This window comes from Pseudoalteromonas maris, assembly GCF_049257235.1.
Lineage (GTDB): Bacteria > Pseudomonadota > Gammaproteobacteria > Enterobacterales > Alteromonadaceae > Pseudoalteromonas.
In genome coordinates this window covers 148866-175378 of sequence record NZ_JBMMUF010000006.1, presented here as the reverse complement: position 1 = coordinate 175378, position 26513 = coordinate 148866, and the positions used below count along the sequence as shown (strand labels likewise).

Here is a 26513-nt window from a genome sequence, read left to right as displayed (position 1 = left end):
ATGGGCTGCTCCTCACTCCCTTACCAAGTTCCAACGCAGGTGGCGCTGCTTACCAAGCATGGTAAAGCACAGCAGCTTGCGCCAGCTTTAGCCCCGTTAGGGATAGCGCTGCATGTCACCGAGGCGTTTGATACCGACAATTTAGGCACGTTTTCGGGTGAAGTAGAGCGCACCCTATCGCCTCTGGAGTGTGCTAAGAAAAAAGCGCGTTTAGCATGCGAGTTGTCAGGGCTCAGTGCGGGTCTTGGCAGTGAAGGCAGCTTTGGTGGCGGGCCTTTGCCCGGGTTAATGAATTGGGATACAGAAATCTTGGTATTGCATGATGCACAACGAGATATCGACATTGTTGCCACAGCCGCTGGACCCGTCAATTTAAAAACCTATCAAGGTCAATGCCTTAATGAGCTTGAAGCAGCGCTCAAAGGAGCGGGCGACGGCCAAGCGTGGATTCTCAAAACGCAGCAGCAAATTACCAAGGGCATTGGTGATATCAATTCGCTCAAAGCAGTACTTGATTCACAGGGCCTTTGTGATGAAAATAGCCGCCTGCGCGAGCGCGTTGACATCACCCCCGATCTTCGCGCTATGTATTCACCGCAGCGCCAAGCCTATATTTTTCAAGCTGGGCAACAGTTAGCAGAGCGTCTTCAGACCTTTTGTCCCGCATGTGGATTACCTGATTTTTGGTTACGAGAGCGTGTAGCTGGTTTGCCATGCAGTGGCTGCGGTGCGCCAACTGAGTTGGCGAAAGCGTATATAAGGCAGTGTGCGCACTGTAATCATCAATTGAATGAATTAACGCAACCCAGGGAAGCCGATCCCTACCGTTGCCAATGGTGTAACCCGTGAAAACGTTAAAATTAAATGCCAATGACCTTAAGCACCTGCAACAAGCTGGCGAGTTGTTGTGCTCAGGTGAGCTGGTGGCTGTGCCAACAGAAACGGTGTATGGCTTAGCGGCTGATGCGAGTAATCCAGATGCGGTACGTAAGATTTTTGCTGCCAAAAATCGACCGACCAATCACCCATTGATTACGCATATTGGCAGCATTGACCAGCTCTCTCGCTGGGTAAAGTCAATACCATCGTGGGTAACGCCCTTGGCGCAGGCGTTTTGGCCGGGGGCGTTAACGTTGATTTTTGAAAGACACCCAGATGTGTCTGATGTGATCACCGGTGGCTTGCCTAGCATTGGTGTACGTATTCCCGATCACCCTGTGCTACTAAGTGTGTTACAGCAATTTGATATTGCCGTAGCTGCGCCCTCAGCTAACCCCTATCAGAAGCTCAGTCCAACTAGTGCAGAGCAGGTTATAGCAGGCCTAGATGGCAAAATAGCGGCAGTTTTAGATGGTGGTGAGTGCGGTGTTGGCACTGAATCGACTATTTTACGTGTAAGTGAAAGCAAAGCAGAAATTTTGCGCAGTGGCCCGCTTAGTGCTGAACACATCCAGCCTTATTTGCCCTTCCCTGTAACCATGCCGCAAAGCCACCAGGAGTCGGTATCGGGAAACATGAAAGTGCATTATCAGCCCAATGCCAAAGTAATTATTTGCAGTGCTGTCGAGCTACAACAGCGATTAGAACAACAACCACACACAACGGCAGTGGTTGTCTACTCGGATGAACTGCAACATCTTGAGAGCGAACATTTAGTGCGCTTGTCCAGTGATTGCCAAGGTTATCGCCAAGGTTTTTATGCGTCGCTGCATCAACTTGATAAGCAAGGCATTGAGCAGTTATTGGTCGAAGCTCCTCCGCGTGAGCCGAAATGGGCGGATATTTGGGATAGACTCAGTCGAGCCTCAGCGTAACGAAAAGCCAAGCGAATGCTTGGCTTTTTTACGTCTTTAACTCAGACCCCAGTAGCAGGCCTCACTCGTCAGCTTCTTTGTCGTTGAGGTATTTTGATAGCGTGATGACGTGCTCTTGAGGAAGGTTGAAATTGTACTAAATTGTCTCAGCCTCTTGGACAAGGCATTGAAATACCTGCATGATGAGTTTCAAATGTGGGTAAATGATGATTTATCACAAAGCAAAATCATTTTCTTCTACTAGCATTAGTAAAAACACCAAAATAAAAGCAACAAAAGGAAAGTATTATGCGCATAAATAAAGCGATGGTTGATGAAATGGAGTTGCTTGCCAAGTTCCCACGAGCAAGCCATATGCAGGGCATTAAAGTGCACAGTGACGCCGAGGAATCAATGCGTGAAGCGGCGAAGCGTTTGTATGAGAAAGGCATAACGGATAGCCCTGACGGTGGCTACCTTACCGACCTAGGTCTTGACCTTGTTAATCATCTCGACACCCTACACTCCGCACTTCGATAACACTTCGTTGGAGGCGATCGTGTTGATTGCCTCACATTATTTTTTTTAATTGCTTGCCTTGAAGTTAACTCCAAGGTTTATGCTCTGTGAAATTCATCTTTGAGGCAACGATGAATTTCACACAAGCAATTCAACTCTCAGTACTGCGAGAACTCGTAAAAGCACTACACGCTGGGCAACAACAGGCTTTTGAACAGCAATTTAAACACTATGAAAACGCCCATGTGCTCGGACAAGCATCAACCTATTGGCACACTTATACGCACTGGCTGATGTTGCGTTGGGGTTGGCAACACCGTGTTTATAACGAAGTGGCCGGCCAAGTGATAAGAATTATAGGGGCTGTGAGTAAAACGGCTGTCGGCTTATTACCGACGGGTAATACAGGTGGTGCGAATATCAGCCCGTTCAAACCCTTGGAGTTATCGCCTGAACATGCAGTGGCCATTGAACAGGCTAAAAAACGGACCCTAGGACGCCACGAACAGCTTGATAAAGAGTGTGATTGCCAACATCACTAACAGCCAGTTCATTGCTTTGAGAAACTTTTGCGTCTTGAAGCGCTGTTGTATTTTTACACCAACCCAGTTACCCATAAACGCAATCGGCGTAAATGCCAGTGCTGTGATTAGAATGTCCCCTGTTAAGAAGCCTTGAGCCGTGAATGCGATGAGCTTAATTGCATTCATAAAAGCAAAGAGTACGGCGGCGGTAGCGACATAATGCAGTGGTTTTAACTGTTTGGAACTGAAGTAGATTATTAACGGTGGGCCACCGGCATGTACAAGTGTACTCGCTACTCCTGATATGGTCGCCATTGCGCGCGCGCCCCAATCAGTGGCAAGCAACGCTGAGCGAGCTTGAGAGAAAAAGAGGCTGCGCAAGGCGAATAATAAACTGAAGCTTGCCACTAACGCGGTTAGCGCCGTTGGGGAGATAACGCTGATAAACCACTGCGCAATAATGACGCCGATGAAGATCCCCGGCATGAGTAAACGCACAAGATCACTGCGCCATTGTCGCCAATAGCTTTTTAGGCTGAATATATCGGCGATGATGAGAATAGGCAGCATTAAGGCAATGGCATCAATAGCTGGCATAACGAGCAGTAATAGGGGGACGGCGAAGACCCCTAATGCACCGGCAAAGCCAGATTTTGAAATGCCTGTGAGGAAAACCACACAGGCAATTACAGCGAGCGTTGTTAAACTCATGATGGTAGCTCAAACCATAGAGCAACTAAGTGATCTGTAGCGTGCAATGTAACGCGCTCCTCAGCGTCAGTGGCAAAGGCATCACCGCTTTGAAAGTCACCTTGCTCGGTATACACAGAGCCGCTGATGATATGGAAATAGCCAGTCCCTGAGGCTACACCAATATCAAGTTGCTGCCCTTGCTCTAGTACCACGCGAGAAAGCGTTGCATCTTGATTTATGCTTAAGGTGTCGCCTTTCCCATTAGGGGTTACCAACGGGGTGAGCGCTCCTGTTTGCGCTATAGTCATTTGCTCATAACTGGGCGTAATGCCACGGAATTTAGGCTGGATCCAAATTTGTAGGAAGTGTGCCTCTTCGCTTTGTGACGCGTTATATTCACTGTGCATAATGCCGCTACCTGCGCTCATGCGTTGCACATCACCGGCTTTGACTACAAATTCGTTGCCGCGACTGTCTTTGTGTTTCAATGCGCCACTTAACACCACTGAGATTATCTCCATGTCTCGATGGCCATGCGTATCAAAGCCAGTGCCACCGGCAACTCTGTCTTCATTGATCACTCTCAGCTCCGAGACACCCATGTGTTTAGGGTCGTAGTAATGGCCAAATGAAAAACTGTGATTGCTTTGCAGCCAGCCTAAGTCAACACGACCTCGTTCATTTGCTCTGCGAATGTATTTCATAATAGTGCTCCAATATTTTCTTGATGAAATAAGTGTATTGGCCTTTGCCACAGAACAAAATGATTAAAATAAGTACGAGTTAATCGATTAAAACGAATGATTGGCCTTGCGCTATCATACCCTTGCGCGTAATTCTCCCAGTAAAGTACGCGCCGCTGGGCCAAGGTTATCGCCATCTTTGAAAATAAGGTAAAGGAAATGAGATCGTTGAGCGCCAGAGTCCAGAGGGAGTGCTTTGAGCGAGCCCGAGTCCATGTGCGTGTCAATCGCGTGTTTTGGGAGCCACGCAAACCCTAGGCCATTGGCTATCATATCAATGGAGGTATCGAGTTGGCCTACCGTCCAACGCTGATCGGCCCCTAACCAACCAGCATTCTGCTTATCGTGCTGCGCTGAGTCGCGGACTACAATTTGTCGATGCGCTTTTAGATCCTCAGCCTTAAGTGAGCGCTGCATATGGTGAAGCGCATGCTCAGGGTGCGCAACGGCAATAAAGTCAATGCTGCATAGTTGTTCGCTAAATCCCTCACCGGCAAATGGTGAAATAGCGAGTTCTACCTGATTAGCGTTAAGGAGTTCATTCGCCCCTTTGAGCACTGTTTCATGTAGTTCGATACGTAAAAGAGGATATTGTGCGCTGGTGGCTTCAAGTACGTCGTATAGCAGGGCCTTGGGGAATGTTTTATCTACAGCAAGTCGCAATTGCGTTTCAATTCCCTCGCTGAGGGTATTGCCGATCGCTTCAATTTTTGCGGCTTCGTCTAGTAAATACTCCGCGCGTCTGAGCATCATTTCTCCAGCTTCTGTGAGTAGCGTTTTTCTGCCCTCTACATGGAATAGTTTAACGCCCAAAGAGGATTCAATTTTTGCAACCGCACTGTGAATACTCGACTGGCTTTTATGCACCCCCTGAGCCGCTTGATTAAAGCCACCATATTCGACTACGGCTCTAAACATTCGCCATTGTTCTAACGTGATGCGCAGCATTCAATATTCCTTAGTGGTGATGTGATGACAGTATGCTTTAGTGTAACGCTAAGTACTTGGCTTACAAAGAAACGCAAAAAAGCGGCCTTAATGACAAGGCCGCTGTATGAAATGCTATTAATTACGCAGATTTACGATTAAGTAACCATTGGTCTGCGCTGAATTTGCCCGCACCGGATGCAGCTAATGCTAGGAAACCACCGGCAATGGCAATGTTTTTATAAAACATTAAAAACTGAGTTTGGTCGTCCAATTGGAAGTGGAACAACAAGGCGCTTACGACGCTGAATCCGGCAAAAGCAAGTGCTGTTAATCGGGTGAATAGCCCGGCAATAATCATAATGCCACCTACTACTTCAAGCAAAATCACCAAAGGTAATAACATGCCGGGTACACCAACCGACGCCATGTATTGCACTGTTGCATCGTAGTATTCAATTTTGCTTAAGCCTGTAAGTACAAATAGTGCGCTTAAACCAAAGCGAGCAAGTAGCGTGCTGATGTTAGAAAGAGTGTCGTTGCTCGAAATTAGGTTAGTTAAGTTCATTTTCATTTCCTCAATTTATACCAATCAACTCAAATAGCTAATCATGCTAGCGGGCTAAATATTGTGCTCACGGCGTTAAAGTTTTTCTATGTAGAACCACTACATAAGAAAAACTTTGCCTTGTTATCACCTCATTTATCCAGCGCTATACCTGATCACATATTTAAGATGATTGGTATTAGTTCTGTATTTGCTGACAAGGAAATAGTAGCTCCAGCTAAAGAGAATGAAAATTAGTAAAAACAGCATTAATCATTCGGATGAGAAGAATGTTTAGGCTGCATTGAGCCAATACATCACTAACACGTGATAGGTAAAGAAAACACTGCTTAATGAGCAGCACGCGAGCATGGTGCTCTGGTTAAGTGATTGCGTGCAACTTGGTCTGCGGATCAGGTAGGCAAGTACGCAGGCTTCGAGTGCCGCGACTAAAACTACCGCGTAGCTAGGCGCGCTTGAGAACATCATGGCATATAAGCCAATACTCATGCCAATGGCGGCAAACCATTTTGCCCGGGTTGGCACCACTTTATGTGTGCGCCATGCAACTAAGGTTGGTCCGACTCTTGGGTGATTAAGAAGCCATGACTCAAAGCGCGGTGAAGAATGTGTAAAGCAAGCCAGTGCCGCAATAAAGAATATGGTGCTGGGCATAACAGGAAGGGCTGCGCCGATAATACCTAAGCCGACAAAACACAATCCTAGCAGCTGCAGCACTAGGCATTTGTAGCGTTGTAAAGCAGTTGTTGATGTTAGCGATTGATTCACGGTTGGCCCCTTTCGCCCTTATTTTTTAAGTCTACTAAAGGACTTAAGAGCCTGCTAACTTTTAGCATGAAAAAAGGGCCTGGAGGCCCTTTTTATATACAAGTTTCAATACGTCCTAAAAATAGTAACCAATGTTGATGTTAAAGCGGCGTTCTGTTTCGTCGCTGTCACCAGCAATTGAGCCACCCACAAATGGTTGGTTTTTAGCGTGTACTAAATCGAAGTAAGTAAATAGACCACCGGCTGCCACAGAGAACCCTGTGACGTTCATCCAGGTATCTTCGGTATTATCTGATTTGTCGTAGATAATGCCGTAGTCGTTGTAGAACTGCAGGCCAGTCACCGCGCCCCACTCTACAGGCAAGCTGTAGGCGATATTGGCATTGGTCATCGTGGCTTGGGCTGCAATGGTGTCGTAGAAAGAATATGCGCCAACGGCCATGCGATTAACATTGTCGATGTCGTAGTCATATTCGCCATGCTGTAGCTGCAAGTTCCAACGGCCGATATTGCTATTTAAATGCAATGCCCATGCGTTATAGTCGCCAGCGCGATCAACACCATCATGTAGGCCGCCAGCAAGTGCTGAGAAACCAAGCTCGGTGGTTCCACCTTCATGCTCTAAGTGGTAGCCATAGCGTGCAGAAAACGTGTTGTATTCGCCAATTTGGCTCACAGGCTCAGCATAAACACCTTCGTCAGCTGTCCTAAAGCCGACCACATCGTAGGAATAGCGATCGCTGCGATTATCAACATAACCGTCGACACCACCGAGTTCGTCGTTTTTGAAGAAGCCAAGGTCTAGCTGCCAATTGTCGGCAATTTTACGCTTAAATAAGAGTCCCATATCGTGGTCGTCTTCAAGGCCTATGTAATACGTTGTGCCGAAAAACCAGTTGTGGGAGTTATATGGCCAGTTACCAAATGGTACTTTTGTGATACCTGCTTGTACTTGCCAATCCTCAGCAAAGTCATAGCCTACATAGGCATATTTTACTGCAGTCATGTAATCGAAGAAGCGGATTTCCGCATTCAGTGATACGTCACCTATTTCGCCAGCGAAGTTAACGCGGAAAATATCGAAGTCGAAATCGCCGCCGCGATTTTTGCTATCGTCATCATAAGATGTGTGACTAAAGTTGGTACGAACAGCACCGCCTACGCGGATACCGTCTTTTTTCTCGTCGCTTTTGGCGACTGTTTCCTCAAGTTGTTGCTCTTGTTTAGCAATGCGATCAGTAATTTGTTCTTGCTGCTGCTCTTGCTGCTTTGACTTGCGTTCGGCTTCTGCCAATTGCTGTTGCAGTTGTTGCATTTGTTGTTGCAACTGTTCGAGCTGCTTCTTCATTGCCTCCATGTCTGGGTTGGCCAGTGCTGAGCTTGAAATTAAAGCCAAAGACACTGCCACCGCCGTGCTTTTTAAGTTAATCATATTAGCCTTATGTATTTATCCGTAACCCTTAGCCTAGACTAAGTTATTGATATTTTCGAAGTTGATGCGCAGTAATCGAACACTGCTAGTTGACATGTGAACACCTAACAGGAAGTAGGTAAGCACACATAAGGCTATTAAGTGTAACAAAAGCAGAGGGTTGCTGTAAATGTACCCAATAAAGGTTTACTTGTTTGCGTCGGGTACTTTGGTGATAGCGCCCACTTCTAAAAGCGGTGAAGCGTCGATGTTTTCAGCGTCCATCATCGCAGCAATGCGTTGCATTGATGAAAGTAAAAGAGTTTGCTCCCACTCGGCGAGACTACTGAACTTTTCAATAAAGTGCTCTTGCAAAGGTTGTGGTGCATTCTCTAGCAACACTTTTCCTTGCTCGGTTAGATGCAGACTGACGCGGCGCTTGTCCAACTCGCTGCGTACACGACATACCAGCTGACGGCTTTCTAGGCGGTCGAGGATATTTGTAACAGTGGCAGGGCTGAGGTTAACGTTTTGTGCCACACGGCTGGCAGTGATGCCATCGGTTTGTGCCACCTCATGCATAATCAAGAGTTGCGGGCCTGTTAAACCAGATGTTTTGTTAAGTTGCTTGGAATGCAAATCGATCGCACGGATCACTTTGCGCAAGGCAATTAATAACTCATCATATTTTTGCATGTCCAAGCTCCCGTTTTTATACGCTTTTTATTATATCGCGAAATTTCCCTTCGAGTACACGCTTTCAATGACTCGCCTTGGTATAAAAGTGACTCTGAGTGATTACGCCATTATATGCGTGGCTCGCTGCGCGTTTTAACTATGTAAACATGTGTTCGCACAAGACAAATCACCAATTATATCAGCGGCATGTTTACTTTCACTGGGTAATTTGGGTAAGGTGAAGCAGCATTTTGTTATATCAACAAAGGATCCTTAAATGCAGCTTTCACCCAGCGTTTCGATTAGCCATACAGACTCAGGACTTGAGTACCTGAATGTAGACTCTCCACTGTGCACGGCAAGAATATTCCTGCAAGGGGCGCAACTAACGCAGTATACGCCCGCAGGTAAAAAACCGCTTATTTGGGTGTCTAAAGAAGAAGACTTTCAAGTGGGCAAAAGCATTCGCGGTGGTATTCCTATTTGCTGGCCATGGTTTGGCGTGCATCAAAATCCCAAATGGCCTACTCACGGGGTGGCACGCACAGCACTTTGGCGGGCACAAGAAGTGAAAGAGTCCGAGCAAGAAATCCGTATCAGCTTATCCTTACCTATGCTGCAAGTAGACGAGACTTACTGGGCACATAACACGTCGTTGACAGTTGAGTATGTGTTAAGCGCAAAGCAACTAGAGGTGCGCTTAACTAACACTAATTTAGATGATCATGATGTGCAGTTGACTCAGGCATTACATACCTATTTTCCAACCTCTGATATAACGCAAACAGAAGTTGATGGCCTGCAAGGTGCGCAATACATAGAGTTCGGAAAAGGACCGTTTGAGCAACAGGATATTATTCGTTTTGGGCGCGAAACAGATATGGTCTACAGCGGTGCCAGTGCACTGCAACGTATTCGCACACCCGATGGCACCATTGAAGTAGCACGGGAAAACTCAAAGTCATGTGTGCTATGGAATCCTTGGGTTGATAAATCTAAACGCCTTTCGAATTTTGCGGATGACGAGTATCACACCATGTTGTGTTTGGAAGCGGCTAATGTGTTAGATGATTTAGTAACGCTGGCGCCGAACCAGAGTCATACGCTTGGCACGATAATTCGCTGGAGTTAACGCGTGTATGCACCTGTTTGGATTTCTTAACAGGTGCATCCATACGGTTATCTTAATGCTTCGTCATCGCTTGAAGGGCCTTATATTTGGACTCATAGCGCTGCCTGTCTTGATGACTTCGAGTTAACTCAAGAGCACTTTGTAGCTCTTTAATAGCAGGCTCAAGCCTTCCCCTTTCATAATTTAATAACGCCATTTCAACGTAGGTTTGAGGTAGATACGGCGCAATCTCTCTAGCTTGTAAAATATAGTCAGATGCTTTATTGAACTTGCCTTGCTGTGCTGAATTCTGCGCTAGGTGTAACAGATGAAATGGATCATTTGAATTAATGGTGTTTAACTGCGCTTCAATGCGAGCAGCCAAAGGGGTATCGCCCATTGCTTTGGCTAACACTCCAAAGTTGCTCAATGCCACTGCGTGTTCAGCATTTTCTTTAAGTATATATTCGTACATCGACTTTGCAGTTGCATAATCGCCAACTCGCCTGTGCAGCACTGCAGCTGTATTCAATAGCTCAAGGCTGGTGGGATTGAAGCTCAATGCCTGTTGAACATAGCTTAAGCCAGCATCAATATCACCAATGAGCAATGCGTCTGCCCCGTGGTTGGCATAATATTTAGCAATCAAATCATTGCGAGTTGCGCTGCCGGAAATAACGCCGGAGTTGGATGGGAAGTAATCTATGATGATACCCGAGCGCAGCATGACAATCGCCTCGCTATCCTCATTTTTGGGTGCGTAAATCTTCGTTCTAAAGTGGCTAGACAGTAAGATCACGTCATTGTGGCCTGCAAAAACAGGTGCTTCAGTGATTAGTTGGTAATCAGTGTCGAGGCCAATAATATCTGCATATGCTTGAACTAGCACCGCTAGGGTGATGCAGTTTCCTTTCTTGTATTGCAAAGACTCCGTTGCGGTATAAGTAGCGCCATCATAAGTGAAGTTACCCAGCATGCGCTCGATGTATGAGTACAGTGCTTTGTCATCGCGAATGCCGTTTGCTTTGGCTTTTTGCATATAGTCCAAAAATTGGCTTTTTTGCTGTGACGAGAGAGCGAATATATCCGACTCAGGTTCAACCTCGATAGGAGTAAATACACTGCCATTGACCAATGGAGGAGGGGTAACAACGTCCACTTGAGGTGGGGTAATTGCACACGCACTAAGCATGGAGGTTAAAAAAAGTATCAAACGGTGCATGGTTAATCCTTGTAAACCTAGACGCCCCAGCACAGTAAAAACTATTAACACACATTGCAAGCTCGTTTTTTAAGCAATCCACACGTTTCATAAAATCTGCCACCGTGTCACTCTATGATTTTACGTGTACATAAAAATGTACATGAGTTGGTATAAATTTTAGCCGTAATGGTTGCAACCTGAGGTACGCGCTATACAATGCGCGCCCGTTTAAAGTTGTTTAAAATCATTGGTTTACAATTAAGTCGTCTGAATTTAACGCAATTTTATAGAGTTTAACTTTTTCCTTACTATAAGAGGTTGCTTTGGCCGAATATTTGCCCTTGCTTGCAGCATTTATTGTTCTGTTTAGCTTTTTACCTATGCTGAGTAAAATTCGTAAGAATCGCAGTGTCGCAGGGCTTTCGTTGCTAATGATGAGCTTTGGCGTGGCGCAAAGTATTTACTTCATTGCGTTTAATCTCTTTTTTGCACGCTATTACATGGTTTTGCCATTTGTAGTTACGGGCTTTTTTAGCTCAGTTATTCTCTATTACTTCCTACGTTACGATGCCAATGACGCGCAGCGTACGCAGCTATTCAGTATATTAGGGTGCAGTTTTGTACCGTTGGCGCTGTTCTTTAGTGATTTAGTGAGCCAAGCTGATTTGCTTAGCGGACTCACATACATAGGTTTGGTAATGAGTTCTATCCGTGTTATGCCGCAAACCTATAAGACGCTCAAAAGTGGTGATGTATCCAATTTGAGTGCGCGCTATTTTATGCTCCAGTTCGTTGCCGGTGGTTGTGGATTAGCAGCCGAGTTATCAATGGCTACGCCAAGTGTTTCCCATATCCTCACGTTTGTGATGATTCTTCTCACTAATGCCGCCCAGCTTGGGTGCATTCAATACTACCGCCTGCGCCCCGCTTTGGCATAGTGCATCGTCAATAAGGCCACATTTAGTGGCCTTTTTTGTATCCACAGCGCCTCGTGTACTTATTCACTGTAAGTTTGGTGATCTAAGCCTTTTGGATGTGAGTATTGAACACTCTGAGCTCAGCAGTTTTTGCGTGAGTAGCTAAAATTAATAGATATTTACAAATGATTTCTTACCAAATTGCAGCAAATTGTTAATATATGCTCGGTAAAAACTATCAGGGTGAAACTAGATGCAAAGCGCATGGAAAAAAATACTGGTTGCTGTTGCAATCATAGGTGCAACAGGAGTTGCGGGCTTTGGCATAATGGCGACTGCCAAAAAGCCAGATGAAACCAAGCAAGTAGACACGCGTCCGATCGTCGAAGTGGAGTCTTTAGCAGCCAATGATCATCAGGTGTTAATCACTAGTTTCGGCGAGGTTCGTCCACTAGAGAGCACCATGCTGGCTGCGCAAGTGACTGGTGAAGTTGTGAGTTGGAACCCGCGCTTTGTGGCTGGTGGTATCGTCGAGCGAGGCGAGTTGCTGTTCACGATAGAAAAAGACAATTATGAAGCTGCTTTGTTGCAAGCGCAGGCGGAACTCGCGCGTGCGCAAGCTGCGTTGATAGAAGAGCAGGCACAACAGCAGGTAGCCAAAGACGAAGCTGCTCGCACTCCGGGCGTGAAGCGCTCGCCGTTGTTTTTGCGTGAGCCCCAGGTGCTAAGTGCCAAAGCTGCTGTCAAATCAGCTGAAGCTGCGTTGAAACGAGCGCAACGTGACTTAGACAACTGTGAAGTGCGAGCTCCGTATGATGCGCTTATTGTTTCGCGCGAAATTGGTAAAGGCCAATTTGTTAGCACGGGAGCACGAGTCGGTCAGTTGAACAATGTGGAGCATGCAGAAGTGATTGTTCCCATCGCTGGATTCGATAGCGCTTTTTTACCGAGAAATGTGAGCGGTATTAGCGCGACAGTCACGCAAGAAGGGTTAGCTGGTTTCACCCGCCAGGCAACCATAGATAGAGATTTAGGCATTGTTGATAGCGCCACACGAATGAGTAACTTGGTTGTGCGTGTAGATGACCCATACGGTATGCGAAGCACTCAGCCAAAAGTAAAATTTGGCAGCTACGTGCAGGTACAGTTCACGGGGCAAACGTTGAAAGAGATCTTCCGTCTACCGCAAGAGCTAGTAAATAACAAAACGGTGTGGGTGGTTAACAAAGACAACTTACTTGAACCGCGCCAAGTGCAAGTAGTTCGCGAAGAAAATGAGTTCTTCTTAATCAGTGATGGCCTTACAACCAGCGATAGGGTGGTACTGACCCTGCCTGAGTATCCGCAACAGGGTATGGAAGTGCGCATTGCAGGCCAAGTAGCGAACGACAGCAGCAAAGATCAGCTGTAGGAGAGCCAAATGCAAACGCAACAGCAACCGCAAACAGGCATTATCGCCTACTTCGCAAATAACCCCGTTGCCGCGAATTTGATGATGGTGTTTATCATTATCATGGGGATAGTGAGTTACTTAACGATTCAAAGACAGATGTTCCCTAACTTTGAGATTAACTACATCAACGTCACTGCTAGCTATCCGGGTGCATCCCCTCAAGAGATTGAAGAGAGTATTCTCATAAAAATTGAAGAGTCGCTTAAGGATGTCACGGAGATAGAAAAGGCCGTGTACAGAGCGTTTCGTAACTCAGGACGCGCGACGCTTGAGATAGACCCAGATGTAGAACTCACTGATGTCCTTGATAAGGTTAAGCTCAGGGTCGATAGCATCGCCACATTCCCTGCTGGTATGGAGCCTGTGACTATTAGTCAGGTCGAGTTTCGCCAAGATGTTATCGGTATGTCTGTGGTTGCTGACATGCCGCTCACCGAGCTCAAGCCTATAGCGAATGAGATCGAAGATGAGTTACTGCAATTAAGTAATGTATCCTTGGTGCGAAATGACGTGCCGCTTGATGAAATCGCGATTGAAATTAAGCCGGATATGTTGCGCCGTTACAATCTGACTCTCAATGACGTGGCCGGTGCTGTGCGTCGTTACTCAGCAAATTTCTCAGCAGGTCAGTTACGCACTGACGCGGGTATTATTTCCGTGCGTGTTGAGGCGCAATCGTATACAGGTCAGGATTTTCGCAATATCCCAGTCAAAATTGGCAGTAATGGCGCAAAAGTATTACTGCAGGACGTTGCTGAAATTAAAGACGGCTTTACCGAGGGGGAGCGCTACTTCAAGTTCAATGGTAAGAACGCGGTTTACATCACTGTAAAAGCGACCAAAGAACAAAATATGATCCCTGTTGCGGAGTCGGTGAAAGCCTATATCAAGCAAAAGAATGAGTCCTTGCCTTCAGGTGTTACCCTTGAGCCAATCATGGACATGACGTATTACCTTAATGCTCGTCTGGACATGATGCTGAAAAACCTATTTCAAGGGTCGATCCTTGTGGCCTTGATGCTCACCCTATTCTTGCGCTTTAAGCTGGCATTTTGGGTGATGTTAGGTTTACCCGTGTGCTTCTTGGGCGCACTGATGATGATGCCGTTATTTGGTATTAGCATTAATATTGTTTCATTATTCGCGTTTATTATGGTGCTGGGGATTGTCGTTGACGATGCCATTGTCATAGGTGAGAGCGCCTACACCGAAATTGAGCGCAGCGGTGGTGGTGTGCAGAACGTGGTGAGAGGGGCAAAGCGCGTTGCCACTCCAGCAACGTTTGGTGTGCTTACCACTATGGCTGTGTTTGCGCCATTTACTCTGTCTAGTGGTCCAGAGCGCGCTACTTTCTTCGGAATTGCCGTAGTGGTCATGGCTTGTTTGGCGTTTAGTTTGATTGAATCCAAGCTCATTTTGCCAGCCCACATCGCGCACACAAAATTTGGACCTGTTAGCTCCAGCGGCTTTAGGGCACGCTTTAACGATCGCTTCTTTAAATTTGTAAATGGACCATATCGCCGCAGCGTTGAGACATGCATTGAGTGGCGCTGGGTTGTACTACTTGGCTTTATTGGCATGTTAGCGGTAAGCGTAACCCTGATCACTAGCAACCATATTCGCACTATTCCAACCCCTAAAGTGCCTCATGACTTTCCGCAAATACGCATCGAGATGAACGATAACGCATCAGATATTCAAACCATTACTGCGATTCAGAAAATCGAAAGCATGGTATTGAGTGTTGATAAGCAAATTGAGCAAGAATACGGGCAAAAAATGGTGCGCGACATGTTGGTGTTCAACCAAGGTCGCACTGAGGCACAAATACTCGCGCCCCTTGTGCAAGAAGAGTTACGTCCGTTCGATGCCTTTGAGCTATCGCGAAGATGGCGCGAAGCGATGCCGGAAATAGCAGGGGTTAAGTCACTCACCATTTACGATGATGTTGTGGGTAATCCGGGCGGTGACGGTGAGTTCGGTTACTTACTGTTTGGTCCAGATATCGACACCCTTAATGCTGCGGGTCGTCAGTTTATTGCTATGTTGCAGCAACAAGAAGGGCTATTTGATATCAGTTCAACCATTGACCCTGCGAGTAAAGAAGTGCGCTTAAACCTCAAGCCAGTTGCTTATGATTTGGGCTTAGACTTGCAGAGCATTGCTAGCCAAATTGGCGCTAGCTTTTATGGCGGCGAGGCGCAGCGTGTAATTCGCAACGGTGAAGAAGTGCGAGTGATGGTGCGTTACCCAAAACTTACTCGCGAAGCCTTTGCGTCACTTAAACATGCCGTCGTGATGACACCGGCAGGTGAAGAAGTACTGCTCGGCGATGTCGTTGAATTAGAAGAGCGCCCGGGCGTGAGTTATATCCGTCGTGAAGGTGGCTATCGCACCGTGTATGTATTTGGCAGTATTGATGAAGAACGTGTAGAGCCGACTGAAGTCGTCAAGCGCATCAAAGAAGAGCTGCTGCCCCAGCTCAAAGAGCAATTCCCATCGGTGAAGACTGAATTGGGTGGCTCGATTGAAGAGCAGCAAGCACAAGCAAATGAGCAGGTGTTATTCTTTATCGCCGGTATGATGATTGTTTATATTTTGCTTGCCGTGCCACTGAAAAGTTATAGCCAGCCGCTCATTGTGATGTCGGTTATACCCTTTAGTTTAACGGGGGCGCTGTGGGGCCACTTCTGGTTCGGTCTTGATTTAAGTACGATGTCATTCTTTGGCTTAATCGCTGCTGCGGGGGTGGTGATCAACGACTCCTTGGTGATGACTGACTATGTGAACCAAGCGCGTAGAGAAGGTCACAGCATCAAAAATGCGGTTGTTGAAGCAGGGTGTGCCCGATTTAGGGCGATTACTTTGACCTCGATCACAACCTTTGCAGGTGTTTTACCTATTATGTTTGAGACCAGCCTACAGGCGAAGTTTGTTATCCCGATGGCGGTCGCGTTGGGCTTCGCGGTAATGTACGCAACCTTGTTAACGCTGATCTTAGTGCCTTGTTTGTACTTGATTCTGGCTGATACTCGTGGTGCATTGAGATGGTTATGGACTCGCATTAAAGGGCTTGTACCAAAGGGCCGTACAGCAAAAGTGAGGGACGCGTAAGAGGACTGTAAATTACGCGTCATATCACCACAAAGTATTAAATTGAGTGGCATCTTATAGGAAAAGGTTGCTATATTTTCAAAGGTGTCACTACAATGATTGTTGGTGTGAAATGACGGACCTTTTCAGTCTCAGGACTCAAGAGTAGGTGTGACATGCAATTGGCAGACAAACTAAACGTTTACTCGGAACAAAATACAGCACTGTCGGGCAGCGGTTGGCTTAGCGTGGGTTCTTTAAGTGGCCACACGCAGCTATTTTGCGGCGATATTGTTGAAGTCGAAGTGTACGACTCTGAAGGCTTGGTGAAAGATTTGAGCTTTTCTTTTGCCATTGAGTCAGACCTGCAAGGCGAGCCGCAGAATTGGTCTCGCGAAGTTGCCCATTACATCAATACCCATATTCCACTGATGCAAGCAGGTAAAATTACCGAGCATGGACTGATTGTTGCGTATCGAGGCAACGAGATATTTGCTTGCGCGCGCAGTGGCATCACCGAAGTCTCGTTCAACTTCAATTGTGTGGCAAAGCCACAGAAATCAACATCCCACTGCGAGCATGGTTACGACCATATCTTTCCTGTGAATCATGAGTCTTATCGTGCTGGTGACCGTGTGTTGCACATGGCAACAGGCAAGGTGTATCGCTGCAAACCTTGGCCATTTACTGAGTTTTGTCGGCTTGGCGCAAGTAATCATGACCAATATGAGCCGGGTGTTGGCTTGAATTGGCGTACCGCTTGGGAAGAAATACAGTCGTAGTCTGCTAAATGCACAAATGATACACTGACGGCTCAGTTTTTGAGTTCAGAGGTTGTTCGTGCGCGCTCCCATTGCTAAGAAAATTCCCCATTTTTTAGAAAATCATAACCATCGACGTCAAGACGACTATTACTGGATGCGTGATGATGACCGCGAAGATGAGTTAATACTGAGTCACTTGCGAGCCGAGAATGCCTATTGCGATGCGCAACTTGCCCCCACTTCAGCTCGCCAAAATGCACTGTTTGAAGAGCTCAAAGCACGCATTAAAAAAGATGACAACACCGTGCCTGTGCGAGATGGTAAATATTGGTATCACAGCGAAGTAACGGGCGATCTGGAGTACGCGAAGCACTTTCGCGCATCCACTTTTGATGGCCAAGATAAAACGCTGTTGCTGGATGTAAATGTGCTCGCCGAGGGTTATGAGTTTTACGATCTTGGCGATATGGCAGTCAGCCCGAATGAGCAACTACTAGCCTACTGTGAAGATGTCAGTGGGCGTCGTGTTTACCAAGTGAAGTTCAAAGATTTGCTATCGGGTAATTACCTCGAGGACGAGCTGCATAATTGCGAAGGGCAAATTGTATGGGCAAACGATAATCAAACCGTGTACTACGTGCGCAAAGACCCTCAAACTTTACTCGGGTATCAGGTATTTCGTCATCGCTTGGGGACAGAACAAGCACATGATGAGCTCGTTTACGAAGAGAAAGACCGTAGTTTTTACATGGGGTTAGGTAAAAGTCGTGATGAAAGCCTCATCTTTATCGACTTAGAGGCGACAGAGACAAGCCATACCTTTGTGCTAGACGCTAATGACCCAAAAGCGCATGCTGTTGAGCTTATGCCGCGCACAATCTCTCATCTATATGATGTCGACAAGTTGGGTGAGTACTTCTATGTCGTCAGTAATTTAAATGCTAAAAACTTTCGCTTAATGCAGGCAACTGAGCACACTATTGCGCAGCCACAAAAATGGCAAGAGCTTATCGCTCATCGTGATAACGTGTTGCTTGAAGGTGTTGAATTATTCCATCGCTTTTGGCTGGTGACCGAGCGTGAACAAGGGCAAATACGCTTTGTTGTTTACCCTCATGACAACGCGGTGCAAAGTGGTGAGGGGCAAACGCTGGAGTTTGATGACCCGTGTTATTATGCCGGTGTTGGCATCAATCCTGAGCCAGACTCTACTACTGCGCGCATTTACTATAGCAGCCTGACAACCCCTGGCAGTTTGTACGAATTTGATTTGCAAACGTGCGAGCGCACCTTGTTAAAACAGCAACAAGTGCAAGGTCAATTTGATGCAAGCAGCTACCAAAGTGAACGCTTAATGATCACTGCGCGTGATGGCGTTAACGTGCCAGTGTCACTCGTGTATCGCCGTGATAGCTTTAAAAAAGATGGCACTAATCCATTACTTCAATATGGCTATGGCGCCTACGGCATCACGATTGACCCAAGCTTTTCGAGTGGCATTTTAAGCCTGTTAGATCGCGGATTTGTGTATGTTATCGCCCACATTCGCGGCAGTGAAATGCTGGGCCGCCAGTGGTATGAGGCAGGTAAACTTGCAAATAAACAAAATACCTTTAACGACTTTATTGATGTGACCAAGGCCCTGGTGGCACAAGGCTATGGCGCAGCCGATAAAGTGTGCGCCAGTGGCGGCAGTGCCGGAGGGCTACTGATGGGGGCGGTAATGAACCAAGCGCCTCATTTGTACCGCGCGATTGGCTGTCATGTGCCGTTTTTAGACGTGCTCACGACGATGCTTGATGAGTCAATTCCACTTACAACTAACGAGTATGACGAGTGGGGCAACCCTAATGACGAGCAGGATTATCACACTATCGCTGCATATTCTCCTTATGACAACATCAAGGCTCAGGACTATCCTCATACCCTTGTGACCACAGGCCTGCACGACTCTCAAGTACAATATTGGGAGCCGATGAAGTGGGTGGCGAAAATGCGTGAATACAAAACCGATGATAATTTACTGTTATTTAAAACTGATTTAGACAGTGGCCATGGTGGTGCGTCTGGGCGCTTTAAAAGCCTAGAAGAAAAAGCGCTGGAGTTTAACTTTTTCCTTTGTGCGTTAGGCTATGAAGATTAGTGGCCTCTCGCAGGCATGCGAGAACAACAAGCAGCCCATTTTGGAGCAGCTAACGCAGATGTTTGCACAGGTCAAAAATGTTCTGGAGATTGGCTCTGGTACTGGTCAGCATGCCTTACATTTTGCCCCTCGGCTGACACATTTGCACTGGCAAACGAGTGATTTAGCGTATAACCATGGCTTAATTGAAGAGGTGATCCGCTTCGCTGACAGCGATAATATCCTCCCGCCTTTAGCGCTTGATTTAGCAGCACCTTGGCCCGTTGAACAAGTTGATGGCATCTTCACTGCTAACACCTTACATATTGTAAGTGAGGAGCTCGTGCGGGCATTTTTCCAAGGCGTAGGAAAACACCTTAGTAAGTCCGGAGTGCTGTGTATTTATGGTCCTTTCAATTACCACGGCCAGTATACCAGTGTCAGTAACGCCCAGTTTGATGCCAATTTACGTGCACGAGATCCGCACAGCGGGCTACGAGATCAGCAATGGATAGTGACATTGGCGCAACAGCAAGGACTTGAGTTATGTGCAGATGTAGCGATGCCGGCAAATAATCGCTTACTCCATTTTGTAAGGAGATAGCTTTTCGCAATCTTGTCTATACAAGTTGTGTTGGGCGTTTTCGCGTGCAAAGAAGTCGTCGATAGCCTCAGTGAAAGGGCTGTCTAAAAAGTAGTGGCAAGAATGGGTGTATAGAGGTGTAAAGCCTCGTGCTATTTTGTGCTCACCTTGGGCTCCGCCATTAAAGTAGCTGAGCCGATGTTTAATGCAATAATCAATACCTTGGTAATAACACAATTCAAAATGTAAGTGATCATAGTGTTCACTGCATCCCCAGTATCGCCCGTACAGAGTATCGTCATCGCGGACAAATAAGCTCGCTGCAACCGGTGTACTGTCTTCACTTTTGGATGCGCAAATTACCACTAAATTGCTACGCATAGACTGCCACAATAGTGTAAAGAATCGCGGGCTTAAATAACCCAAATGGCCAGAACGTTTTAAGTAAGTGCGCTGATAAAAGCGGCTCAGTAGCGTCATGTGTTCACTGGTAATGTCATCAGCGCATAGCACTTCAATATGCAGATGAGCATCAGCAACCGCTCGTCTTTCCTTAATAATGCTTTTACGTTTACGTGACTTAAGGTGCTGGCAAAAATCTTCAAAGCTCTGGTAATTGTGATTTTGCCACTGAAATTGCACTGTCTTGCGCCGACTGCATGACAATCGCTCTAGGGCATCAGCGAGCTCTGGTTCGCAAAAGTTAATATGCCACCCAGACCATCCCTGCTGAGCACCTTGATGTTCAAGCGCTGCTTTGATGCCATGGAGTGCTTGCTGGCTATCAATGCCATCGGCGATTGCAATACGCTGTCCGGTTACAGGAGTAAAAGGGATGGCACAAATCCATTTTGGGTAATAATCAAACCCATGATCTTCATAGGCTTGCGCAATCGCCCAGTCGAATACGTATTCGCCATAGGAATGGCTTTTGATGTAACCAATACACAACGCCACCAATGTATCTTGTCTATACAAGCCTAGATGATACGGCTGCCAGCCCGTTTTCGCACTCACACAGCCACTTTCCTCGAGAGCATGAATAAACTCGTAGCGTGAAAAAGGGTCGCTCTTAGCGTCGAACACAGAGCACCATAGGTCTTTGCCAACCTGCTGTGCACTGGTGAAAAACTGCGCCGTCATTTGTTGCATAGATGATTACTCTAGTTGCGCTAAAAAGCGACGCATGTCCTGCTCTAGTTCACTAAAGAAAGGGTTGTAGGTAAGGCGCTTTAGCACACCCTTATCTAAGTTAGCCGCAGTGCGTTCGCCGACTAATACATGAGGGGCGGTTTTACACCGTTTGTACAGCGCATCATCATCTAGATACGAACCGCAGTTACGATATTGCCCTAACTCACCATAATACGGATGTTGTGGGGAATTGATCACACTGATGTGTGACAAATCAATGATGTTATTACACGGCGGTATACCCTGCTGACACTGATAGTTAACGATGGGATAGTGTTCACTGAGTGCTTGTGTGGCGGTGCGTTTGTCACCGTAATAAACGAGTAAATTATTGCGTGTTTTGGGTCTTTTCTCTGGGTTATACCAAGCGCCTGCAAGCGCTAGGGTCGCGGTTGCATCTATCGTTGTGTCTACATCACTTTGCGCGATAAATAACGGGATGTTAGGCAGTGTTTTCTTCGCAAGTTTGTCTGCTTTTATGCGGCGCATAGCCTCATGAGCTAATGTTGCAGCCGCGAATGCAAAAGACTCATACTTGGCAAAGTCGATGTCAGCATCTTCGTCTATCCAATTTACAAATGGGATCAGGTCAACCCATTTAGAAAGCCAACCATTTTTATTGTGAGGCTCTGTTGCTGGCGACCATAACATCATCGCCTTTACCTGTTTGGGCACGGGGTTTTCTGCAAGGTGAGCAATTGCTAGTGCTGCTCCAGTAGAATAACCGCCCACAACAATCTCGTCGTAGTCTTTGCTGGTGCGGGAAATAGCATAGTGAGTGATTGCCTGCCATTGCTCAAAATCAGTTTCTTGTAGATCACTTGCCGCCGTACCGTGGCCTGGTAACAGCACAGTGCGCACGTTATATCCTTGCTCATAGAAAAAGGCTGCAAGTGAATGATAACTAAAAGGCGAATCGGTTAAGCCATGAAATAGTAGAGCAACCTTGTTCGAGTCGGCGCGTTTTAATTCAAATGGGCTCAGTAAATCAACGACTTGCAATGTATCGCCAAGCTGATTTTGCGTTTGCAATAAACGCACTGTGCGTGTGTTGATGGGGCATAACCAGCTCGCGCGTGGATTGCGAGCATTGATGACTTGGCGAGCGTAAGCGAGGTAACGGCTAAACTCAGGCAGGCTTGTTAAATCAAACTTATCGACTGTGTTGTCCTGTACCCAGCGATAACTTCCTGCTTTTTTCGACGCCATAATAAAGTCAACGTCACTGATATGGGTTAAACAGTTTTGCGCCCAACTGGTGGTACTCAAAGAGCTCAAAAAGATAAATAAAAATAAGCGCATCACGCTGATCCTCATGGCGTTTATAGTAATGACAATAACAAAGGGCGAGAGTGTCGACTAGTGGTTAATCCAATGGTACTTGCCAGCGAGAAAATGTCTGTTTTAGTACTACGGTTGACTCAATCGCGCCGATATCCCCACATGCTCCAAGTGAGTGCTTAACAAATAGCTCATAGCTGGCTAAGTCACGAGCAATTATTTTTAGCAAATAATCATATTCCCCAGTGATCACCGAGCACTCTTGTATTTGTACAAAGCCTGCTACGTGATCTTCAAAACGATTGGCCGCTGCAGCGGAGTTTTGTGTGAGCTTCACCAAGGCATATACACAGATAGTGTAATCAAGTAGTTGTGTGTTTAATCGTGCGTGATAACCCTGAATATATCCTGCTTGTTGCAGCTTATTAATACGGCGGATCACGGGGGTGTCCGATAGGTTAATCTGTTGTGCAAGTTCACTAACCGGCATGCGTCCATCTTGCTGTAAAAGCGCTAAGAGTTGCAGATCTTTGCTATCAATTTTTATTTTTTGGCTATCATCACTCATAAAATTAAATTTATTGCAGTATTTCACTAACTATAGCCTTGTTTTAAGATGAAAGTTAAGTAATTCCACTTGTCACCCTGTGTTATTTTATTGCCATTATTGGGCTTTTATAGAGTAAAGACATGACAACCCATAGCCGAGCATTTGATACCTGGATGCGCAATGACTTTGTTGAGATCAACAACCAACTTGAAGACATCTATTGGCAGCAAGAAGACAGAGCAAACGTCGAGGGTGTTGGCGATGCGCTAAAGCAGCAACTCGTAGATGAAGGGAATGCGTTGATTAAGCATTTGGTTGCTGAGGGCAACACTGACGAAGGCTTTGACCATGCATTTGATTTGCTGGGTAATGTAGGTTTGTTTATGGCGGCATGCCGCCGTCATGAAATTACTGAACCATCGCGCGAAACGCACTCACCTTTGCTTGATGCATCCACACTAGCAATGCATATTGGCGCGTCTATCGGTGTGACACCACGCTTTGCAACCGCACACCTTTGTACGCATAACAGTGCTGTAAATGGTCTCTATAAACGCTTTACTGACCTTGAAGATGAAAAGCTGTTTGTGGATTACAATACCAAAGGTATTCTTGCTTATAAGCGCGCCGCTGATGCGTTATTGCGACTACAGCCGCTGGGTATTTCACATCCTATCGCAGCTGATCTTCTGGCTGTGGTAGAACAGGCGCTCAAAGATGTGATGCAAAGTAATAATTACCTCTTCCAAAACCTTGATACCGATCGTTTCTTCTATTGTGTTCGTCCTTACTACAAGCCATATCGTGTAGGTAAAGAGGTTTATCGAGGTGCTAACGCCGGTGATTTTGCAGGTATTAACGTTATAGATATGTTGTTAGGTCTGTGCCAAGCAAACGAGACTAGCTATTCGCAAATGTTGGTAGATAAGTTCCTCTACATGATGCCAGAAGACCAACAAGTGCTGCGCCACTGTATGCGTTTGCCCTCATTTATGGATGAGTTCTTACAGGTCGGCGAAGAACATCACACATCATCGTGGTTCCAAGAGAACCTGCGTGCCTTCTTAAAAGTGTGCAAGCTGCATGGGCAAACTGCCATTCAGCACCATAATCAATTGGTTGAAAAGTACATCCGCATTCCAAATCAAGACTTAGGCACATCGCATCAAGAAAAAGTAACAGCCAGTGGTCCGCCGCTGCCGGTATTGCTCGCCCAGCTCGAGAAGTTACGAGATCGTCGTGCAGCGCGACCAAGAGATGATATATTCACACGCTACAATGATATTACGCGCTTAACAGAGTTGTTGGACTAGAGTATGAAAGAGCAATTTATCTTACCCGATAGCACCTATTTACTGAGTCACTCAGTTGGCCGTCCATTGCACAGCGCAAAGCAACACTTCAGCGATGCTTTTTTTGCGCCATGGGAGCAAGGGAAAACTGAGCCTTGGCAGCAGTGGCTTGGCGGTGTGGATGCTTTCACACAGCAACTCGCAACCCTGTTTAATAGCGAAGCTAAACTGTTTTGTCCTCAGGTTAACTTATCAAGTGCGCTAACTAAGCTTGTGCACGCTCACCCTCGGCTGAACAAAGCTAAGTGCAAAGTACTGATGTCTGAGCAAGACTTTCCAAGCATGGGCTTTGCGCTGCAAAAGTCACTCGCAGAACGCAGTGAGTTTGTGTTTATCCCAGCCAGCGTAGATGTATGTGACGCCAATGTATGGGAGCGTTATTTAACACCAGAGATTGATTTGGTGTTTATTTCTCAAGTGTATTCAAATTCAGGCAAGCAAGCACCGAGCGCGGATATTATCGGTTTGGCAAAGCGCCAAGGTGTATTGAGCCTTGTTGATGTGGCGCAAGCTGCAGGTATTATCGATATTGACCTATCGCATTTGCAGCCTGACTTTATGATTGGTTCAAGCGTTAAGTGGTTGTGTGGCGGCCCCGGTGCTGCATATTTGTGGGTGAATGAACAGCAGCTTGGTCTGTGTGAGCCTAAAGACGTAGGGTGGTTTTCGCATCAAAATCCATTTGAGTTCGATATTCATCACTTTGCCTATCATGATAGTGCGCTGCGCTTTTGGGGTGGTACACCCAGTGTTGAGCCATACATCCTCGCCGCTCACAGCATTGCGTGGTTCAATGAATTTGGTGTAGATAAGGTGCGTGAGCACAATTTGGCGTTGCAACAGGCATTGATTGATGCGCATCCGCAATTTGTCGTCTCACCAATTGCTGCTCATGAGCGCAGTGGAACAGTCATCGTGCATGCAGGAGACAAACAAGAAGCATTGATGGCACAGCTTCAGGCTCACAATATTAGTGCCGACCAACGCCATTTGGGAGCACGCATTTCATTTCACATATATAACGATATGGATGATGTGGAGCGTCTGAACTCTTTACTGCAGCGGCTAGTTTGATTTAGCCGCTTCGTCTATTTTCGCTTTCTCATCTTTGAGCTGTTGAATGACTTTTTGTTCACGTTCTATGAGTGATGAGTAGTTGCTGCGGATCACATCCGCCTGTTTCTTTTTCGCCTCATCAATAGAGTTTGCGCCAAGATAATTGGCCGTCGCTTGATTAATACCATCAATATTGTCTAAGTCACTTCTCATCCGCTCTTCAAAGCTTTTGATATTGTGTTCATGCATAGCAATGCGACGATCAATATTGCGCTTGGTGATATATGTATCAACCTCGCTGTTTGGATCATCAGGCTTTTCTTGCTCATCACTAGCAGGCGCTTTGCTCGCTCTTACATTGATAACTTGAGCGTCTTTGCCGCATGGGAGCTGGCTGAATGTAGCCACGCCATTGATGGTGCATTTGTACACCGCCGCATAGCTTGGAATTGATACCAAAGCTGTGAGTGCGATGACCAAAGAAAAGTTTTTCATATATCCTGTCCGTAGGGATCACTTAATACGATTCTAGAAGCTTGAGGCCCAAAAGCAATACTGGACTTGGAAAATATCTAAGTGGTTGAATGAGTTAGGCAAAAAAATCTTTGGCAAATCAATCACCGAGAGTGGCCGATGAGTTCGTGCTTGCAGCCGCACTTGCAGCCGCATTCACCTTCGCGGGCGCCTGCGCGGCTCAAAATGTTCCTGACATTTTGTCGAACGGAGGGTTCAAACCAAGTCCGCCTACCCGTAATTTAGCCATAAAAAAACCGCCACAAAGGCGGTTCTTTTAAAACTAATGGCGGAGAAGGGTCGAAAAAACCGAAGTGCAACTTCGCAGTTTTGAGACGCCGAAGGCCGGACGCTTGCGACTGAACGCCGAAAAGCAAAAAACCGCGTCTAAGCGCGGTTTTTTATCATAACTAATGGCTTCGATTCGGGATAAGCGCTCGTGCATCCTAGCACTCGCCCCTGCGGGCGCCTGCGCGGCTCAAAATGTTCCTGACATTTTGTCGAACGGAGGGTCCAAACCAAGTCCGCCTACTCGTAATTTAGTCATAAAAAAACCGCCATTAAGGGGGTTCTTTTATGACTAATGGCGGAGAAGGAGGGATTCGAACCCTCGATAGGGCTACAAACCCTATACTCCCTTAGCAGGGGAGCGCCTTCAGCCACTCGGCCACCTCTCCGGCGCGAATCAGTTTGTTA

General features: G+C 46.5%; 24 protein-coding genes, 1 tRNA gene and 1 pseudogene. 13 read left to right on the top strand and 13 right to left on the bottom strand.

The genetic code is table 11. The features are described from left to right. The 4 genes from AAEU32_RS10615 (at window position 1) to AAEU32_RS10600 (ending at window position 2854) form a co-directional block, all read left to right on the top strand. Window positions 1-849, top strand: a complete 849-nt coding sequence (locus AAEU32_RS10615; protein WP_421970496.1) for a DUF6671 family protein — start codon at window positions 1-3, stop codon at window positions 847-849. Then, window positions 846-1814: an L-threonylcarbamoyladenylate synthase gene (locus AAEU32_RS10610; protein WP_421970495.1), complete on the top strand. Its 969-nt coding sequence runs from the start codon at window positions 846-848 to the stop codon at window positions 1812-1814. The genes AAEU32_RS10615 and AAEU32_RS10610 overlap by 4 nt, the downstream gene beginning before the upstream one ends. 288 nt (window positions 1815-2102) lie before the next feature. Further along, entirely contained in the window at window positions 2103-2333 is a 231-nt protein-coding gene (locus AAEU32_RS10605) for a TIGR02647 family protein (protein ID WP_421970494.1), read from the top strand. Between the two features lie 86 nt (window positions 2334-2419). Then, a complete protein-coding gene (locus AAEU32_RS10600) occupies window positions 2420-2854 on the top strand; it encodes a DUF3703 domain-containing protein (RefSeq protein WP_421970493.1) in 435 nt (144 codons plus the stop codon). On the opposite strand, the gene AAEU32_RS10595 is transcribed toward AAEU32_RS10600, so the two are convergent. The 7 genes and pseudogenes from AAEU32_RS10595 to AAEU32_RS10565 all read right to left on the bottom strand — a co-directional run bounded on the left by AAEU32_RS10595 (window position 2804) and on the right by AAEU32_RS10565 (window position 8642). Beyond that, a complete protein-coding gene (locus AAEU32_RS10595; protein ID WP_421970492.1) occupies window positions 2804-3547 on the bottom strand; it encodes a sulfite exporter TauE/SafE family protein in 744 nt (247 codons plus the stop codon). The two genes, AAEU32_RS10600 and AAEU32_RS10595, sit on opposite strands and share 51 nt — an antisense overlap. Further along, window positions 3544-4233 carry a pirin family protein gene (locus AAEU32_RS10590; RefSeq protein WP_421970491.1) on the bottom strand — a complete coding sequence of 230 codons (690 nt, stop codon included), beginning with the start codon at window positions 4231-4233 and terminating at the stop codon, window positions 3544-3546. Before AAEU32_RS10590 ends, AAEU32_RS10595 begins: the two co-directional genes overlap by 4 nt. A gap of 114 nt (window positions 4234-4347) precedes the next feature. Further along, window positions 4348-5220 (bottom strand): LysR family transcriptional regulator, encoded by an 873-nt coding sequence (locus AAEU32_RS10585; RefSeq protein ID WP_421970490.1) that lies wholly within the window; start codon window positions 5218-5220, stop codon window positions 4348-4350. A gap of 121 nt (window positions 5221-5341) precedes the next feature. Beyond that, on the bottom strand, window positions 5342-5767 hold the full coding sequence (locus tag AAEU32_RS10580; protein WP_421970489.1) for a DoxX family protein: 426 nt from the start codon (window positions 5765-5767) through the stop codon (window positions 5342-5344). A gap of 378 nt (window positions 5768-6145) precedes the next feature. Then, window positions 6146-6484, bottom strand: a pseudogene (locus tag AAEU32_RS10575) (YbaN family protein); the annotation flags it as partial. A gap of 166 nt (window positions 6485-6650) precedes the next feature. Further along, window positions 6651-7967 (bottom strand): porin, encoded by a 1317-nt coding sequence (locus AAEU32_RS10570; protein ID WP_421970488.1) that lies wholly within the window; start codon window positions 7965-7967, stop codon window positions 6651-6653. 186 nt (window positions 7968-8153) lie between these two features. Continuing rightward, on the bottom strand, window positions 8154-8642 hold the full coding sequence (locus AAEU32_RS10565) for a MarR family winged helix-turn-helix transcriptional regulator (protein ID WP_421970487.1): 489 nt from the start codon (window positions 8640-8642) through the stop codon (window positions 8154-8156). Between the two features lie 259 nt (window positions 8643-8901). Here AAEU32_RS10565 and AAEU32_RS10560 point away from each other — a divergent pair, with 259 nt between their 5' ends. Continuing rightward, complete coding sequence (locus AAEU32_RS10560) at window positions 8902-9756, top strand: D-hexose-6-phosphate mutarotase (RefSeq protein WP_421970486.1); 855 nt, start codon at window positions 8902-8904, stop codon at window positions 9754-9756. A 52-nt stretch (window positions 9757-9808) separates the two neighbouring features. Here AAEU32_RS10560 and AAEU32_RS10555 read toward each other — a convergent pair whose 3' ends face one another. After that, window positions 9809-10957: a tetratricopeptide repeat protein gene (locus tag AAEU32_RS10555; RefSeq protein ID WP_421970485.1), complete on the bottom strand. Its 1149-nt coding sequence runs from the start codon at window positions 10955-10957 to the stop codon at window positions 9809-9811. 305 nt (window positions 10958-11262) lie between these two features. Between AAEU32_RS10555 and AAEU32_RS10550 the strand changes: the two genes are divergently transcribed. From AAEU32_RS10550 to AAEU32_RS10525, 6 genes are all read left to right on the top strand, one after another. After that, window positions 11263-11877: a PQ-loop domain-containing transporter gene (locus tag AAEU32_RS10550; protein ID WP_421970484.1), complete on the top strand. Its 615-nt coding sequence runs from the start codon at window positions 11263-11265 to the stop codon at window positions 11875-11877. 232 nt (window positions 11878-12109) lie between these two features. Next, complete coding sequence (locus tag AAEU32_RS10545; RefSeq protein WP_421970483.1) at window positions 12110-13267, top strand: efflux RND transporter periplasmic adaptor subunit; 1158 nt, start codon at window positions 12110-12112, stop codon at window positions 13265-13267. A gap of 9 nt (window positions 13268-13276) precedes the next feature. Beyond that, a complete protein-coding gene (locus tag AAEU32_RS10540; RefSeq protein WP_421970482.1) occupies window positions 13277-16423 on the top strand; it encodes an efflux RND transporter permease subunit in 3147 nt (1048 codons plus the stop codon). Between the two features lie 155 nt (window positions 16424-16578). Beyond that, complete coding sequence (locus tag AAEU32_RS10535; protein WP_421970481.1) at window positions 16579-17184, top strand: chitin-binding protein; 606 nt, start codon at window positions 16579-16581, stop codon at window positions 17182-17184. Window positions 17185-17242: 58 nt separating this feature from the next. Next, window positions 17243-19309 carry a S9 family peptidase gene (locus AAEU32_RS10530; RefSeq protein WP_421970480.1) on the top strand — a complete coding sequence of 689 codons (2067 nt, stop codon included), beginning with the start codon at window positions 17243-17245 and terminating at the stop codon, window positions 19307-19309. Next, window positions 19299-19892: a DUF938 domain-containing protein gene (locus AAEU32_RS10525; RefSeq protein ID WP_421970479.1), complete on the top strand. Its 594-nt coding sequence runs from the start codon at window positions 19299-19301 to the stop codon at window positions 19890-19892. Before AAEU32_RS10530 ends, AAEU32_RS10525 begins: the two co-directional genes overlap by 11 nt. Here AAEU32_RS10525 and AAEU32_RS10520 read toward each other — a convergent pair. The 3 genes from AAEU32_RS10520 to AAEU32_RS10510 form a co-directional block, all read right to left on the bottom strand. Then, window positions 19869-21023, bottom strand: coding sequence for a GNAT family N-acetyltransferase (locus tag AAEU32_RS10520; protein WP_421970478.1), 1155 nt, complete (start codon window positions 21021-21023; stop codon window positions 19869-19871). The two genes, AAEU32_RS10525 and AAEU32_RS10520, sit on opposite strands and share 24 nt — an antisense overlap. Window positions 21024-21029: 6 nt before the next feature. Beyond that, complete coding sequence (locus AAEU32_RS10515; protein WP_421970477.1) at window positions 21030-22367, bottom strand: alpha/beta hydrolase; 1338 nt, start codon at window positions 22365-22367, stop codon at window positions 21030-21032. Between the two features lie 64 nt (window positions 22368-22431). Further along, window positions 22432-22914, bottom strand: coding sequence for an Lrp/AsnC family transcriptional regulator (locus AAEU32_RS10510; protein ID WP_421970476.1), 483 nt, complete (start codon window positions 22912-22914; stop codon window positions 22432-22434). A 122-nt stretch (window positions 22915-23036) separates the two neighbouring features. On the opposite strand from AAEU32_RS10510, the gene AAEU32_RS10505 reads away from it, so the two are divergent. Together AAEU32_RS10505 and AAEU32_RS10500 are read left to right on the top strand one after the other, a co-directional pair. Further along, on the top strand, window positions 23037-24209 hold the full coding sequence (locus AAEU32_RS10505; RefSeq protein WP_421970475.1) for a PrnB family protein: 1173 nt from the start codon (window positions 23037-23039) through the stop codon (window positions 24207-24209). Window positions 24210-24212: 3 nt separating this feature from the next. Next, the gene (locus tag AAEU32_RS10500; RefSeq protein ID WP_421970474.1) at window positions 24213-25322 is read left to right on the top strand and encodes an aminotransferase class V-fold PLP-dependent enzyme; all 1110 of its coding nucleotides are present in this window, start codon (window positions 24213-24215) and stop codon (window positions 25320-25322) included. Here AAEU32_RS10500 and AAEU32_RS10495 read toward each other — a convergent pair. Together AAEU32_RS10495 and AAEU32_RS10490 are read right to left on the bottom strand one after the other, a co-directional pair. After that, window positions 25314-25799, bottom strand: coding sequence for a DUF4124 domain-containing protein (locus tag AAEU32_RS10495; protein WP_421970473.1), 486 nt, complete (start codon window positions 25797-25799; stop codon window positions 25314-25316). The two genes, AAEU32_RS10500 and AAEU32_RS10495, sit on opposite strands and share 9 nt — an antisense overlap. A 602-nt stretch (window positions 25800-26401) precedes the next feature. Next, window positions 26402-26494 (bottom strand) — tRNA-Ser (locus AAEU32_RS10490). Between the last annotated feature and the right edge of the window lie 19 nt (window positions 26495-26513).